A 13,641-nucleotide genomic window follows, 5' to 3' on the forward strand; every position below is an offset into this window, starting at 1 on the left:
CACCTCGACGAGAAGGTCGCCCGCCTCCACCTCGACGCGCTGGGCGTCAAGCTGACCACCCTGCGCCCGGAGCAGGCCGCCTACATCGGCGTCGACGTCGACGGCCCGTACAAGCCCGACCACTACCGCTACTGACGCCTGTCGGCGGTCCACACCGCCACCCGGGGGAGGGCCGCAGCCACAGGCCGGCCCTCCCCGCTCCGTCCACGACCACGCCCGCTGCCGGTGCCCGTGCGCCCCGCCCGGCAGCGTAGGACGGTCGCGCTGCCTGCGCCCCCCGCAGGGCCGGCCGAGATGTCCCAGGGCGGAGGTCCTACGCAGACCGAGGCCGAACTGCGCGCGGGCGGCCGCGCCCTCACCCTCGGCGTGTGACCGGCCGTTCCGCTGTGCGGCCGCAGCCCGCCCGGCACGCCGGCCGACCGGCGGAGCCTGTGGGTGCTGACGCTCCGGGAACTCTTCGCCCGGCGAAAGCCGTAGTCACCATCACCAACAACAGCGACGAGAAGATCGACGTCAACCCGCTGTACTTCTCCATCACCGCCACCGACGGCTCCAAGCACAACGCCGAACTCGGCGAGGACGAGAACCAGATGGACACGATGGACCTCGCCCCGGGCGAGAAGGCCACCGGGGTCATCACCGGCAAGGGCGCCTTCACCCCGATGTACGTCACCTACACCGACGGCCTGTTCGGCGACGACGTCCGCGGCGACGTGTCCTGAAAGGCGCCTTCCGCCGGTGCCGGCGACGCGTGACGGCGTGACGGAGCGACGTGAGCGTCAGCGGCTGCCCCCGGTCTGGACCGAGCGGCGCGTGACGTGCCGGGCCAGGGCGGCGCGGTCGACGCGGCCGAGGGCGGCGGCGAGGTCGTCCAGCACGGCCGCGACGGCTTCCTCGCGGTCCGCCGCGGCGGCCGTCGCGTGGGCGGGGACGCGGGCGAGGCAGGCGCGGACGGCCAGCTCGGCGACGTCCCGCAGGGCGGGCTCCCGGACGGCGACGGTGACGTGCACCGACTCCTCGTCCAGGGTCTCGGTGTGATGGGCGATCCCGTCCGGCAGGTACAGGACCTGACCCGCCCTCAGGTCGACGGTGGCGGGCTCCGCCAGGCCGTCAGGGGCTTCCACGTACCCGGGCTCCCACAGGCCGGGGGCGGCCGGGGTGTCGTACAGGTACCAGCGTTTCGTCCCGCTGATCTGCACGACGAAAAGGTGCCCGTCGTCGCGGTGGACGCGAAGCCCCGCCTCGCCCGGCGGCGACCAGAACGCCACAGCGCCCGCCTTGGCCTCGAACAGCTCGGCGGCGCGACGGCACACCTCCCGGGCCGGGCGGTGCCATTCGTGGAGATTCTGCACGACGACGGTGGCGCCGTCGCGCAACCGGGCGCGCACCTTGGCCCCGTCCACGTACCCGCCGCGCGGGTCGCCGGAGACGGTCATGGTCCGGGTGAGTTCCTGCGGCGGCACCGGCGTGGCGCCGCGGATGGCGTTGAGCACCGGGTAGTGCAGCAGGCTGCAGTCGAGCCAGTCGTCGAGGTCCTCGCGGGTCATGACGGCCGCGAGCTCCGGCGAGGCGTCGAAGACCGCGTGCGCCGTGCCCCAGGGCAGGTCGCGCACCTGGTCCGGGTCGCGGCTCAGCAGGCGTGCCGCGCGGGCCACGGCCGCGGGTGTGCGGGGAGTCGTCGTCAACGGGGTCATGGGGTCACCTCACTGCGTTCGTCGTGGAACGTGGGGGTCGGGCCCTGGGCGCCGGCGTCGGGGGCGGCGCGCAGGGCGTGCAGGAAGGTGGCCGCGGACCCGGTGTCCGCGAGAGCGGACAGCAGGGCCGCCCACGGCTCGTCCCGCCGGTGCCAGTGCGTGCCGAAGCGGCCTGTCAGCTCGTCGAGCACGGCGTCGCGCCACACGTAACCAGCGACGTAGGAACGCCAGTTCAGGATGCTGATCTGGCGCAGGAGCAGCAGTTCGGGCGCCCAGCACAGTCCGGTGCGGGCCACCTGCGCGGCCGCCGCCTCCAGTGCCTGGGTCAGGCTCGCGCAGTTCTCCAGGTCCCGGTCGAGGGCGAGGTCCACCGCCATCATGCCGCGGCTGAACCGCTCCTCCTGCCGGAGGAAACGGCAGACGGCGTCGGCGGTGTCGTCGGCCAGGCCCAGGCCGGCGAGCACGGCGGGTGAGGAGACCAGGTGCTCCAGCAGCAGGGCCCAGCCCTCCGACCGCAGTGGGTCGAAGGCCCAGCGGTCGAGGAGGGCGGCCCGTGCGGGGCGCAGCCCGTGTTCGGTCAGGTGCGCGATCTCGTGCTGGAGGTACTGGACGGTCACCGGGGTGACGGCGGTGGGCACCGACAGCAGGGACAGGCCGGGCAGTCGTACCGGCATCACCATGGACGGGGTGTTGGGCCTGCGGATGATCTGCACGAGGTGGGAGCGGGGGAGCAGACCGTGCCCGCGTGCCTGCTCCACGAGCCCGTTGATCAGCGGGTTGAGGCGCGGCAGGGGCTTGTCACCGGGCAGGGGCAGGCCCTTGCCGAGCATCAGCCAGCGCCAGTTGTACTCGGCGGTGTGCCGCCGCAGCCCGCAACTCTCGGCCCACGCTCCCGTGAGGTGCGTCAGGTCCTCCACGGGAGCGGTGGCCGTGGCCATGGTCCGCACCGAGTCCTCGGGGAGCGGCAGGGTGCTCTCGCCCGCCCACCAGGGACTGTCGGGCGGCGCGCTGTCGCGGCGCTGCCGCAGCCAGGCCCAGATGTCGTCGGCGACGGCGCGTGCCTCGGCGTGCCGGGCCCGGTAGGAGGCCCGGCGCCCGTCCTCGTCGGCTTCCAGGTCGAGCACGCCGCGCACGCCGGGCACCCTGGGTGTGCGGCCGCGCAGTTCGGCGACGAACCCGGTGAGCCCGAGGGCCGCGAGGTCGTCGCCGAGCCGCACGACGCGGTCGGCGGTGGGTTCGGGGTCGCGCGTGGCGAGCCCGGAGCGCTCCAGCTGGAGGTCGGCCAGGAGCGCCTCGACATGGTCCTCCGCGACACCGGGCCCGGGGGCGTGCGGGGCGGCGGTGGTCATACGGGGGACACGTCCTGGACGCCGGCCGGCGCGGGCGGTCCGGCCGGGGGGCCGTCGGCCCCGGAGGGGCGCCCGGGCACGGAACGGGAGGTGAGCGCGGCCAGCAGCAGCCCCGCCGCGGCGAATCCGGCGGCGGCCAGCGGCCAGGACAGGCCCGCGCTGCCGAGGTCGTCGACGAAGGTGCCGACGAGGATCAGACCGCCCCCGGTGAGCAGGCTGTTGGCGAGGGAGGCCATGGACAGCACGGTGGCCCGGTGGCCGGCCTCGATGCGTTCGTTGACGGCCGCCCGCAGGCCGGGCATGCACAGGCCGAACGCCGTGGTGAAGCCCACGTAGCAGACCATCGACACCAGAGGGTCGCGCACCACCCCGGCGGTGGCGAGGGCGATCGCGCCCACCGACGAGGCGGTGACCACGACGGTGCGGCGCGCCGTGCCCCGGCGCTGCTGCAACGCCATGATCCAGCCGAGCAGCGGGATCTCCAGGAGCGAGCCGACGCTGCGCATCACGGCGAGGACGAGGAGGTGGCCGCCGGCCAGCGACTCGTAGACGACCGTCCACTGCACGCCCGGCACACCACGGAACATCCACAGGAACGCCGTGCCGACGATCAGTACGATCAGCACCCGGTCGCCGCGCAGGGTGAGGCGGGCGCCGGTCACCACGTCCCGGCCCGAGGCGCGCAGCCCCCGCAGGAACGCGTGCGGCGAGCGCGGGCCGCGCGGCCCGCCGCGCATCAGAGCCAGCGCGAGGACGGCGGACAGCGCGCAGGCCGCGCCCGCGGCGAGCTGCGGCCACGCCAGGTCGAGGGAGCCGAGGGCCGCCCCGGCGAGCGTGCCGAGGACCAGGCCGGAGTTCTCCGCGATCTTCCCGCGGGCGAACAGGCGGTCCAGATCACCGGAGTCACGGGCGCCGGTCTCGTCCACGGCCCAGGCTTCCAGGGCGCCGGAGGAGAACGTGCCGCCGATCGCGGCGAGCAAGGTGCCCGCGGCCGCGACCATCACGCTGTCGCTGAAGAAGAGCGCCCCGTATCCGACGGCGCGCAGCACGAAGCTGAGCGCCACCGAGGCCCGTCGGCCCACCATGTCGGCGAGGATGCCGGTGGGGATCTCGCAGACCCCCTCGACGATCCACACGGCGGCGACGAGCGCGAACACCGCGGAGGAGCTCATGCCGTACGACTGGAGCAGCAGCACCGAGGTGACGGTGAGCAGCATGTCCGCGAAGTAGTCGAAGCCGGACACCGCGAGGTAGGCGCGGCGCACCCGGCTCACGTAGCGGCCCTGCGGGTCGTCCGTGCCGGGTGCCGTGTCCTGCGGGCCCTTGCTGCCGTTGCCCGGTGCCGCGGTCGTCATTCCCCGGCCCCGTCCACAAGACCGGAGGCGCAGGCGCGGGCATAGGCGGCGCTCGTGGTGGCGTCGGCCGGTGCCTCCTCGGCAGGGTCCCACAGCCAGCGCAGCTCGGCCACGGTGTCGCCCCGCAGCTGGAAGCGCCGTACGCGGCCCGCTTCGGGCAGCGACACGACGGCCAGCGGGCAAGGGCGCCGCTTGACGAGCAGCAGCGCCTCGGGCCAGGGGTCGACCGCCCCGCGTTCACGCAACAGCCGCCCGTACTCGGGGACGTCGAAGGACGCCTCCGCCACCCAGGCGCCGGCGGTCAGCCGCACGCCGGAGCGCGGGGCGGCGACGGAGCCGCCGAAGAGGTGGTCGCTCTCGAAGGCGAAGGCCTCGCCGACCCAGTCCTCCTGCGTCGCGGTCCAGTCGGTGGCCCGCAGGTAGGCGGCGAACGCCGCGGACGTCGTGGCGGCGGGCGGGAACACGGATCCCGGCTGGGCGGGCCGCTGCTGCCACTGCTCGCTGTCGAGGAAGGCGTGCAGGCCGTCGGCGCCGGTGCGGCCGTAGTAGGCGAAGAACGTGACGGGGAAGGTGGTGCCGAGGACGTTGCCCATCGTCTTACGGCGGCGCGCCTGCTCCATGTCGAAGCCCGGCCCGGTGGTCCCCGCGGCCACGACGTCGCGGTACGTGGCGGGCAACCGGTCGAGGATGTCGGCGCGGCGCTCGGCGGTGGCGTTGAGGATGTGCCACGTGGCGTCGGTGATCCGGTCGTAATCCGTCGTCAGGTCGCTGCTCACGAGGCGCTCCACCAGTGGTCGGCACGGCGCGCGAAGCGCCGTACGCTGTCGGTCAGTTCGTCTGCGGTCATGCCCTCCGCCTCGGCCATCACCGAACGCAGATGGGGCGCCCTGGGCAGCAGCGCGTCGGCCAGCTCCCACACCTCGTCGCTGACCGGCCAGTCGTGCTTGTCGTCGACGAGCCGTACGCCGCCTTCGAAGCGACGGATGAAGGTACCGCTCATGTGGGCCTCGACCACGCGCTCCCAGGCGATGTCGTCGTCGCTGGGCAGCACGGTGTCACGGCCGCTCTGCACACGCAATCCGTACAGATGGCCGACGTCGATCGTCATCATGCAGTCGGCGCCCTCGGCGATGCGGGTCATCAGGGTGAGGATGTCCTGGTCGCCCACGACGAAGGGGTAGGGCGCGTTCTCGATGGTCAGCGGGCGGCCGATGACGTCCTGGGCGTGCTTGATGCGGTCCACGGCGACGTCGACGGCCGCATCGACGAGCGGCATCGGCACCAGGCTCTCCAGGAGGCTCTCGCCGCGTCGCACCCACATGGCGAGGTCGATGTTGAGCCAGGGCGAGTCGAGTTCGTCCGCACGCCGGCCGATGGCGCGCAGGAGCCCGTCGTCGAGCGGGTCGGTGCCGCACACATCGAGGTCGAGCGGGTGGAACAGGGCGCGCAGGCCGTGCCTGCGGCAGAAGTCGGCGCTGCGCAGGGCGAGTTCCTCGTCCGACGCGAGGATGCCGACACCGAACCAGGTGGCGTCCTCACCGACGCGCCGCGCGGTCTCCTCGGCGACGTCCATGCCCGTCATGGGATCGCAGCTGAAACAGATGCCGCGGACGCCCTGCGGGCCGAGCTCGTCGACCGCGGGGCCCCGGTGGATGGCGGTGGTCATGGGCTAGTCCCTCCCGTGGTGCCCGACGGCGCCCGGGACCTGCTGGAACCCGGCCCTCCGGGCAACATCGTCGTTGCGTGTGATGAGTTCGCCGAGCGTCAGACGGTCCGGGCCGAGCCGCGGCAGCAGCGCGTCGAGGCCGCCCGCGTCAAGGCGTACGAAGTCCTGCTCGGCGTCGTCCAGGAGCGCCTCGAACAGCAGGTTCGGGGCGTGCCGCAAGGACACCACGTCGAGCTGCAGCTGGGCGTGCGCCGCCCGGTCGATCCCGTTGCCCTCGCCGCCCGCCGCCAACGAGGCGAGGGCGAGCTCACCTCGGCTGAGGGCCTCGTCGATGCGGTCCTGCCACTGCCTGCGGAACGCGCGCAGGGTGTCGCTGAACCGCTGCACCGCGGGGACCTCGAACATGGTGAAGGGGTTGGGCAGGTCGTCCGGGTCGTACACGTCGCCGTAGCGCTCGGCGTAGAACTCCCGGATGGGGGTGCCCTCGTAGAGCACCAGAGCGGTGTACAGGTGGTCGTGCGGCACGTAGTCGTAGAACCCCGCCTCGCGCAGGAACTCCGCGTTGGCGCGGATGTCGGCCAACGTGGTCGCGGGGTCGAGCATGATGAAGTCCAGGGAGATCTCGATGCCGAGGCGGCGCAGCAGGCGCACCGCGGCGAGGTTCACCGCGGGCTTGACGTGCTTGGCGAGGCGTTCGAGCACGGGCTCGGAGGCGGATTCGATGCCGAGCTCGATGAAACGCAGCCCGCACTCCTTCAGGCGGGGCAGGGCGTCGGCCGCCTTGAGGATCTGGTTCACGCGGGTGCCGAAGCTGAAGGAGATGTTCGGGTCGGCCTCGTGGAGTGCTTCGGCGACCTCGAGGGCGCGGGTGGGCGACACGAAGAAGTTGGCGTCGCTGAAGTACACGTGCTCGTAGTGGATCTGGTGGCGCTCGCGAAAATGCAGGAGCTCCGCGACCACACGATCGGCCTCGCGTGAGCGGTACTTGCGGCCGATGGTGAGCACGCCGCAGAACGAGCAGTTGTACGGGCAGCTGCGGCTGCTGCAGATGGTCAGCGCCGCCTTCAGCCGGCCCTGCACACTGTCGAAGTACGTGAGGTCGGGATAGCCGGAGTGGGAGGTGAACTCGGCGTCCGGGAAAGGGATCTGGTCGAGGTCCGGCACGAACGGACGGTCCGGGTTGACGACCGGCTCACCGTCACCGCCGGGCGCGCGCCACGTGGTGCCCTTGATACGGCGCAGCGCCGCCGGGTCGTCGAGAGCCCGTACGACGTCGAGCATGGCTTCCTCGCCCTCGCGCCGCACCACGACGTCGACACACCCGTAGCGGCGCACGATGTGCTCGTGCACGGCCGTCGCGTGCGGACCGCCGAGCACGATCAGGCAGTGCGGGCTGCGCGACTTGATCCACTCGGCCATCGCCACGGAGCTGCGGAACGACTCGTTGTAGACGGAGAACCCCACGACGTCGTAGCCGTCGAGACCGTACAGCTCTGCGAGATCCACCGGGTCGTCCTCGGAGTCCCCGAAGTCGAACCCGGAGCTCGGGTAGCCGCGCTGCTCCAGGTACGCCATGAGGTAGGCCAGGCCGATCGGCTTCGACTTGCGGCGGTCGGAGAAACCGACGGACGGATTGACAAAGGCGATCCGGGGCGTGCGGACGGGGGCCTGCGGACCGGCGGCGGCCATGTCAGGCTTCCTTCGCGGAGGCGGCGACGGGCGTGGTGCGCAGGACGCCGCGCCGTGCGAGGCCGAGCAGGAAGGCGCGGTCCCGCTCGCGCAGCGCGTCAGGGTCCACGGGCGCGCCGACGGCGGCGCGCCACAGCCGCGAGGCGTGCACGTTGAGCTTCAGACAGGACTGGTCGGGCCCGGCCAACGGCACATAGACGTGCCCTGCCTGGTCCAGGTACGGCAGTTCCGGATCGAATTTCAGCATCGGCCCTCCCAGGCGCACACGGGACGCCCAGTGGCCCCGGCGAGTGATTCCTCCGGGGCCACGGGCGGCGAGGTCAGGCGTAGATCTTGCCGAGCATCTTGGTGTAGCTCGCGTCGCCGAGGCTGACGATGTCGGCCTCCGGGCTCTCGACCTCGTCGAAGCTCTCGATCGCCAGCTCGTCCTCGGTGCGCTCGGTGAGGGACTTGCGGTTCGACGGCGTGTTCTCGGTGGTGGCCATCTGTGCTCTCCTCTCGTCGGTCCCGAAGTCATCGGGACGCGCGTGGTTCTCCCCGGCAGGGGAGAACCAGTGGTGGAGAAGCTGCACCAAAACACCTGAGGAAGGGTCGAGGCCGACTGGGGCGAGGAGAGAGCCCCAGGTCAGCGGGCTCCCCAGCGGTACGGCAGCGGGAACAGGCCCGACTCCGCCGTACGAAGCCGAAGCGCGGCACCTCCCCGCGGCGGCCCACCCGCGCGCCGCGCCTGGAGACGGACTCGCGGACGCCTCGAGAACGGACCCGGAGCCATGGCCGCCCCCGCCCGGTGCTGCCTAGTCTGACCCGGGCGTCACACCGCGCCCCGCTCCTCCTGAGACGCACGCTTATGGGGTTGAGCGTTTGGGCTATGGCTCGTCTCACCGCACTGGAGTTGACTCATCACCATGACGAACACACAGAACACGCAGACGACCGGAACCAGGACGACGCTCGTGATCGGCGGCACCGGCAAGACCGGCCGCAGGGTCGCGGAGCGGCTCACCGCACGAGGCCTTCCGGTGCGCGTCGGGTCACGCTCCGGCGAGCCGCGCTTCGTGTGGGAGGACTCCTCCACGTGGGAGGCCGCGCTCGAGGGCGTCGGCGCCGTCTACGTCACGTACTACCCCGACCTCGCCTTCCCCGGCGCCGACGAGCACATCGCCGCCTTCTCCAAGCTCGCCGTCTCCAAGGGCGCCACCCGCCTGGTGCTGCTCTCCGGCCGCGGCGAGGAGGGCGCCGTGATCGGCGAGAACAAGCTCAAGGAGTCCGGCGCCGACTGGACGATCGTGCGCTCCAGCTTCTTCAACCAGAACTTCGACGAGAGCTTCTTCCTCGAGCCCGTCCTGGCCGGCGAGATCGCCCTGCCGACCGGCGACGCGGTCGAGGCGTTCGTCGACGCCGACGACATCGCCGACGTCGTCGTCGCCGCCCTCACCGACCCGGCGCACATCGGCAAGACCTACGAGCTGTCCGGCCCGCGCCTGCTGAGCTTCCGCGACGTCGCCGACGAGCTCACCAAGGCCACCGGCCGCCAGATCCAGTACATCCCCATCACCAAGGACGAGTACCGGGCCGCCCTGGTCGAGCACGGCCTGCCGGCCGACTTCGCCGAGCTGTTCGAGAACGTCCTCGACGGCCGCAACGCCCACCTGGTGCACGGCGTCGAGGAGGCCCTCGGCCGCAAGCCGAAGGACTTCGCCGACTACGCCAGGGAAGCCGCCGCCTCCGGCGTCTGGAACGTCTGACCCGGAGCCCCTGCCCCCGGTGCCGCGACCGCGGACCGACGGACGCACCCGCGGCCGCGGCACCGGACCAGCCCGAGACACAGCCACCCCCGAGGAGGCGGCCATGAGCACCCCCATGTCGAGCGAACGCCTCGACACCCTGCCCGGCCACTTCCACGGCTTCGCCCTGATGCACATCGCCATGCGCCGCGACGCGAACCGCCTCACCGCCGCCGCACCCCGCCTCACCGCCCGCGGCCTGGCACCCGCCGCCACCTGGTGGCAGCGCCTGCGCGACGTCATCGACTGGCACCACCGCAGCGAGGACACCTTCCTGTGGCCCGAACTGCTCCGCAAACTCCCGCAGTTCCGGCCCCAGGCCGACGAGATCGCCGGCGACCACACCGAACTCGACCGGGCCATGGACCAGGTCACCGCCGCCCTCACCGCCACAGGCGGCCCGGCCGCCCTGCCCGCCGCGGCCGAACACTTCCGCCAGGTCCTCACCCACCACCTCGCGGACGAGGAGAAGACCGTCTTCCCGATCTTCGCCCAGCTTCCCGCCCGCGAGTACCTCGCCCTCGAACAGCGCCTGGTGCGCACCGCACCGCCCGGCGTCCTGACCTACCTGCCGCCGTGGATGTTCGACGGCGCCGACCGGCGCTCCGTCGACCTCGTCGCCGCCACCATGCCACCGCCCGTGCGGCTGCTCGGCCGCACCGTCCTGCGCCGCCGCTACGAACGCGGCCTCGGCGCCGTCCTCGACCCCCGCTGACCCACGCGGCCCCCCCGCGACCACCCGCGCCCCGGACCACCCCCGGAACCACCCGCGCCCCGGACCGCCCCCGGAACCATTCAGCCCCGGACCACCCGCGCCCCGCCCGCCGGAAGGAAGCCCCGATGTCCACGGCCGCCCAGCCCGCGCTCTACGCCGCCACCATCGCCATGGGCCTGAGCGCCGGCCTGTACTTCTCCTTCGACGTCTCCGTCCTGCCCGGCCTCGACCGCGGCGACGACCACACCTACGTCGCCGCCATGCAGAACATCAACGAGGCCATCGAGAACGGGCTGTTCGGACTCGTCTTCTTCGGCGCCTTCCTCGCCACCGGCATCGCCGGCACCCGCCTGACCCGCATCGGGCAGCGCACCGCCGCCCGCTGGACCTGGGCCGCGCTCGCCCTCTACACCGCCGCCGTGGTCCTCACCATGAGGATCAACGTCCCCCTCAACAAGCGCCTCGCCGCCGCCGGCCTGCCCGAGGCCGCAGGCGAACTCGCCGCCCTGCGCGACACGTTCAAGAAGACCTGGGCGCCCTCCAACGCCGCCCGCACCCTCGCCTGCACCGCCGCCCTGCTCTGCCTCGGCCGTGCACTGTCGACGCTGCGCCACTGAACCGGCGCACGCGCCCCGAAAAGCTGCGCCCGTCCTGCCGGACGTCCCCCGCACGGCAGGGCGGGCGCGATCCTTTCCGTCCCCCGAGGCCTCCCACGCCTCGCCCCCAGCGATGGGTCGAACACCTATGGATGCTCTCACCGGCCTGCTCGAAGGCCCCAAGGCCCGCGGCGCGTTCCTGATCAAATCGGTCTTCAGCCCGCCATGGGCGCTGCGCGTCGAGGACCGCGCCCCCATCTCCCTGGTCACCATGGTCCGCGGCGACGCCTGGGTCCTGCCCGACCGCTCCACGCCCGCGCTGCTGCGCCCCGGCGACGTCGCCGTACTGCGCGGCCCCGACCCGTACACCATCGCCGACGAGCAGGACACCGGCGTGCAGATCGTCGTCGGCCCCGAACAGCGCTGCAACACCACCGAAGGCGAGGACGTCACCGACACCATGGCGCTCGGCGTGCGCACCTGGGGCGACACACTCGGCCAGGGGTCCTCCGTGATGCTCAGCGGCACCTACCAGGCCCCCAGCGAGATCGGGCGCCGGCTGCTGAACGCGCTGCCCGCCCTGCTGGTGCGGCCCGCCGGCGCCGAGGACAACGCGCTCGTCTCCCTGCTCGCCGACGAGATAAGCCGCGACGAACCCGGCCAGGAACTCGTCCTGGACCGGCTGCTGGACCTGCTGTTCGTCAGCGTGCTGCGCGCCTGGCTCGCCGCACCGGGCGCCGGCGCCCCGGCCTGGTACCGGGCCCAGTCGGACCACACCGTCGGCCCCGCGCTGCGCCTGCTCCACGACAACCCGGGCCAGGCCTGGACGGTGGAGTTGCTCGCCCGCAAGGTCGGCGTCTCCCGCGCGGGCCTGGCCCGCCGCTTCACCGCCGTGGTGGGGGAGCCGCCCATGTCCTACCTGGCGACCTGGCGGCTCACCCTCGCCGCCGACCTGCTGCGCGAACCCGACGCCACGGTGGCCGGCGTCGCCCACCGCGTCGGCTACAGCAGCGCGTTCGCGCTGAGCTCCGCGTTCAAACGGGTCCGCGGCATGAGCCCCCAGGAATACCGCACCAGCCGCACCGCCGACCAGCCGATGCCGGCCGGCACCCCGGCCCAGACGATCGTCCTTGGCGCCGGCTGACCCGCCCCCCCGCATCCCCGGCCCGGGCACCGGAGGAGCAAAGGGAGGCAGGGTTATTCAAGGCCCCGCACCGACAGAGACGCGTCAGCACGTGGAGGCCGTCGCGCGCAGCGGCCACACCGCCGAGGCGTCCTCGGCCTCACACCGGAAGACCTCTTCGAGGCGTGGAGTTGACGGGCGGTCACTTCGGCAGTCGCCTTGTCGACGGCCCATGGGCCGAGGCACTCGTCCAGGCCCCCTGACAACGAAACGCGGGCGCAGGCCGCCGGAAGTCCGGCGGCCTGCGCCCGCGTGCGGGGGAGCCGGCCGTCACCCAACCCGCCCCGCCACCTCCCCGATCGCCCGCACGATCGCGTCCGGGGCCTCCAGCGGCAGCATGTGGCCGGCGCCCTCGATCTCCTCGAAGCGGGCGCCCGGCAGCGCCTCGGCCACCGCACGTCCCAGCGCCGGGGCGATGACCTTGTCCGCGCCGCCCGCCAGGACCACCGCCGGGACGGTCAGCGCGGCGAGCTGCCCGCGCAGGTCCATCCCGCGGGAAGAGGCGAACGCCTCGGACCGCACCCGCGGCGACGCGGCCGCGAACATCTGCCGGTTGACCTCCCGGGCACAGGCGTCGGCCCGCTTGCCCAGCATGTTCTGCCCCAGCAGCAGGCGGCCCAGCGCCGGCCGTCGTACCGCCCACGAGAAGAGGGGGCTGCCCATCATCTTCACTTCGCTGTCGGGCGTGTCCTGGTCGTGCGCGGCAGTGCCCAGCAGCACCAGAGCGCCCAGCCGGGCCGCCGGCGAGACGGCGTACGTCATCGCCGCGAACCCGCCGCCCGAGTGCCCGACGACGATCGTGTCGCCGGGCGCCCCGACATGGTCCAGGACCGCGCCCAGGTCCGCCCCCAGCCGGGGCACCGAGAACGGCTCCCGACCGGACGTGGAGGCGCCGTGACCGCGCAGGTCGTACAGCACGACCCGGTGACCGTCGCGGATCAGCCGGTCCGCGACCGTGCCCCACACCCGCCGGGCCGCGGCCCAGCCGTGCGCGAGGACGACCGTGCGGCCCGACGGCGCGCCCAGCGGGGCGAGGACGCTCACCGCCAGGCGGGCGCCGTCGTCGGTGACGAGTGCGCTCTCCGTGGCGGGCGGCGCCGTCGTCGTGGTCATCGTGCCCCCTCCGTGGCCTTCTGCTTCGCCAGCACGTCGTTCAGGGCCGTGAACGCGGCGCTGGTGGCCTTGGAGTGCTCCGCGCCGATGTCGGCGACCTTGGCGAGCACCTTCAGCCAGCCGTGCGGACGGCCCCGGAAGTGCATGCCGAGGCGGGTGCGGCGCCCGCCGTCGAGCGGTTCGAGCAGGAAGTCGCTCGGCCCGCGGAAGACCCCCTCGACGTACTCGACCGACAGTCGCCTGCCCGTCTCGACAGCCGTCGTGCGTGAGGTGAACCGCAGCTTCGGACCGCCCTTGTCGACGCCCTTGGTGTGGACCGTCACCTTGACCTCGCCGCCCACCTCGTCCGGTGAACCGGACGCGGCGGCGAAGGTGTTGGCCGGCACCCACCATTGCGCGCCGCCGCGGAACTCGGCGAGCAGCGCGTCCCAGACGGCGTCCGGCGGAGCGTCGATGACCGCCTCGTCGATCAGGTCGTAACTCGTCATGTCGCATCT

16 protein-coding genes are annotated in these 13,641 nt (G+C 73.0%); 6 read left to right on the top strand and 10 right to left on the bottom strand.

The features are described from left to right. Window positions 1-135 (top strand): adenosylhomocysteinase (locus AB0K36_RS22755; protein ID WP_364597463.1); only part of this gene is annotated, 135 nt, incomplete at its 5' end. 296 nt (window positions 136-431) lie between these two features. Next, window positions 432-722, top strand: a complete 291-nt coding sequence (locus tag AB0K36_RS22760) for a DUF4352 domain-containing protein (protein ID WP_364597323.1) — start codon at window positions 432-434, stop codon at window positions 720-722. A 57-nt stretch (window positions 723-779) separates the two neighbouring features. Here AB0K36_RS22760 and AB0K36_RS22765 read toward each other — a convergent pair whose 3' ends face one another. From AB0K36_RS22765 to AB0K36_RS22800, 8 genes are all read right to left on the bottom strand, one after another. Beyond that, window positions 780-1,694: a JmjC domain-containing protein gene (locus AB0K36_RS22765; RefSeq protein WP_364597326.1), complete on the bottom strand. Its 915-nt coding sequence runs from the start codon at window positions 1,692-1,694 to the stop codon at window positions 780-782. Further along, complete coding sequence (locus tag AB0K36_RS22770) at window positions 1,691-3,043, bottom strand: hypothetical protein (protein WP_364597329.1); 1,353 nt, start codon at window positions 3,041-3,043, stop codon at window positions 1,691-1,693. The genes AB0K36_RS22765 and AB0K36_RS22770 overlap by 4 nt, the downstream gene beginning before the upstream one ends. Then, entirely contained in the window at window positions 3,040-4,398 is a 1,359-nt protein-coding gene (locus tag AB0K36_RS22775) for an MFS transporter (RefSeq protein WP_364597332.1), read from the bottom strand. The genes AB0K36_RS22770 and AB0K36_RS22775 overlap by 4 nt, the downstream gene beginning before the upstream one ends. Then, window positions 4,395-5,174, bottom strand: coding sequence for a hypothetical protein (locus AB0K36_RS22780; RefSeq protein WP_364597335.1), 780 nt, complete (start codon window positions 5,172-5,174; stop codon window positions 4,395-4,397). The genes AB0K36_RS22775 and AB0K36_RS22780 overlap by 4 nt, the downstream gene beginning before the upstream one ends. Beyond that, complete coding sequence (locus tag AB0K36_RS22785) at window positions 5,171-6,064, bottom strand: multinuclear nonheme iron-dependent oxidase (protein WP_364597337.1); 894 nt, start codon at window positions 6,062-6,064, stop codon at window positions 5,171-5,173. The genes AB0K36_RS22780 and AB0K36_RS22785 overlap by 4 nt, the downstream gene beginning before the upstream one ends. Window positions 6,065-6,067: 3 nt before the next feature. Continuing rightward, window positions 6,068-7,753: a B12-binding domain-containing radical SAM protein gene (locus AB0K36_RS22790; RefSeq protein WP_364597340.1), complete on the bottom strand. Its 1,686-nt coding sequence runs from the start codon at window positions 7,751-7,753 to the stop codon at window positions 6,068-6,070. Window position 7,754: 1 nt separating this feature from the next. Further along, window positions 7,755-8,000, bottom strand: a complete 246-nt coding sequence (locus AB0K36_RS22795; protein ID WP_364597343.1) for a hypothetical protein — start codon at window positions 7,998-8,000, stop codon at window positions 7,755-7,757. A gap of 73 nt (window positions 8,001-8,073) precedes the next feature. After that, window positions 8,074-8,238 (bottom strand): hypothetical protein, encoded by a 165-nt coding sequence (locus tag AB0K36_RS22800; RefSeq protein WP_356636753.1) that lies wholly within the window; start codon window positions 8,236-8,238, stop codon window positions 8,074-8,076. 420 nt (window positions 8,239-8,658) lie between these two features. Here AB0K36_RS22800 and AB0K36_RS22805 point away from each other — a divergent pair, with 420 nt between their 5' ends. The 4 genes from AB0K36_RS22805 to AB0K36_RS22820 all read left to right on the top strand — a co-directional run bounded on the left by AB0K36_RS22805 (window position 8,659) and on the right by AB0K36_RS22820 (window position 11,992). Continuing rightward, window positions 8,659-9,498 carry an NmrA family NAD(P)-binding protein gene (locus AB0K36_RS22805; RefSeq protein WP_364597346.1) on the top strand — a complete coding sequence of 280 codons (840 nt, stop codon included), beginning with the start codon at window positions 8,659-8,661 and terminating at the stop codon, window positions 9,496-9,498. 103 nt (window positions 9,499-9,601) lie between these two features. Further along, window positions 9,602-10,252, top strand: a complete 651-nt coding sequence (locus AB0K36_RS22810) for a hemerythrin domain-containing protein (RefSeq protein ID WP_364597349.1) — start codon at window positions 9,602-9,604, stop codon at window positions 10,250-10,252. A 125-nt stretch (window positions 10,253-10,377) separates the two neighbouring features. Beyond that, on the top strand, window positions 10,378-10,869 hold the full coding sequence (locus tag AB0K36_RS22815; RefSeq protein ID WP_189476977.1) for an anthrone oxygenase family protein: 492 nt from the start codon (window positions 10,378-10,380) through the stop codon (window positions 10,867-10,869). 127 nt (window positions 10,870-10,996) lie between these two features. Then, complete coding sequence (locus AB0K36_RS22820) at window positions 10,997-11,992, top strand: AraC family transcriptional regulator (RefSeq protein ID WP_364597353.1); 996 nt, start codon at window positions 10,997-10,999, stop codon at window positions 11,990-11,992. A 309-nt stretch (window positions 11,993-12,301) separates the two neighbouring features. Here AB0K36_RS22820 and AB0K36_RS22825 read toward each other — a convergent pair whose 3' ends face one another. Together AB0K36_RS22825 and AB0K36_RS22830 are read right to left on the bottom strand one after the other, a co-directional pair. Then, the gene (locus AB0K36_RS22825) at window positions 12,302-13,144 is read right to left on the bottom strand and encodes an alpha/beta fold hydrolase (protein WP_364597355.1); all 843 of its coding nucleotides are present in this window, start codon (window positions 13,142-13,144) and stop codon (window positions 12,302-12,304) included. Then, window positions 13,141-13,632, bottom strand: a complete 492-nt coding sequence (locus AB0K36_RS22830) for an SRPBCC family protein (RefSeq protein ID WP_364597358.1) — start codon at window positions 13,630-13,632, stop codon at window positions 13,141-13,143. Before AB0K36_RS22830 ends, AB0K36_RS22825 begins: the two co-directional genes overlap by 4 nt. Window positions 13,633-13,641: the final 9 nt, after the last annotated feature.

The sequence above is a fragment of the Streptomyces kurssanovii genome, assembly GCF_040677245.1.
Classification (GTDB): Bacteria; Actinomycetota; Actinomycetes; order Streptomycetales; family Streptomycetaceae; genus Streptomyces; species Streptomyces kurssanovii.

Bases quoted from the DNA above. Each gene is read 5' to 3' on its own strand.
- AB0K36_RS22765 (WP_364597326.1), bottom strand. From the start codon at position 1,694: ATGACCCCGTTGACGACGACTCCCCGCACACCCGCGGCCGTGGCCCGC.
- AB0K36_RS22770 (WP_364597329.1), bottom strand. From the start codon at position 3,043: ATGACCACCGCCGCCCCGCACGCCCCCGGGCCCGGTGTCGCGGAGGAC.
- AB0K36_RS22775 (WP_364597332.1), bottom strand. From the start codon at position 4,398: ATGACGACCGCGGCACCGGGCAACGGCAGCAAGGGCCCGCAGGACACG.
- AB0K36_RS22785 (WP_364597337.1), bottom strand. From the start codon at position 6,064: ATGACCACCGCCATCCACCGGGGCCCCGCGGTCGACGAGCTCGGCCCG.
- AB0K36_RS22790 (WP_364597340.1), bottom strand. From the start codon at position 7,753: ATGGCCGCCGCCGGTCCGCAGGCCCCCGTCCGCACGCCCCGGATCGCC.
- AB0K36_RS22795 (WP_364597343.1), bottom strand. From the start codon at position 8,000: ATGCTGAAATTCGATCCGGAACTGCCGTACCTGGACCAGGCAGGGCAC.
- AB0K36_RS22800 (WP_356636753.1), bottom strand. From the start codon at position 8,238: ATGGCCACCACCGAGAACACGCCGTCGAACCGCAAGTCCCTCACCGAG.
- AB0K36_RS22805 (WP_364597346.1), top strand. From the start codon at position 8,659: ATGACGAACACACAGAACACGCAGACGACCGGAACCAGGACGACGCTC.
- AB0K36_RS22810 (WP_364597349.1), top strand. From the start codon at position 9,602: ATGAGCACCCCCATGTCGAGCGAACGCCTCGACACCCTGCCCGGCCAC.
- AB0K36_RS22815 (WP_189476977.1), top strand. From the start codon at position 10,378: ATGTCCACGGCCGCCCAGCCCGCGCTCTACGCCGCCACCATCGCCATG.
- AB0K36_RS22820 (WP_364597353.1), top strand. From the start codon at position 10,997: ATGGATGCTCTCACCGGCCTGCTCGAAGGCCCCAAGGCCCGCGGCGCG.
- AB0K36_RS22825 (WP_364597355.1), bottom strand. From the start codon at position 13,144: ATGACCACGACGACGGCGCCGCCCGCCACGGAGAGCGCACTCGTCACC.
- AB0K36_RS22830 (WP_364597358.1), bottom strand. From the start codon at position 13,632: ATGACGAGTTACGACCTGATCGACGAGGCGGTCATCGACGCTCCGCCG.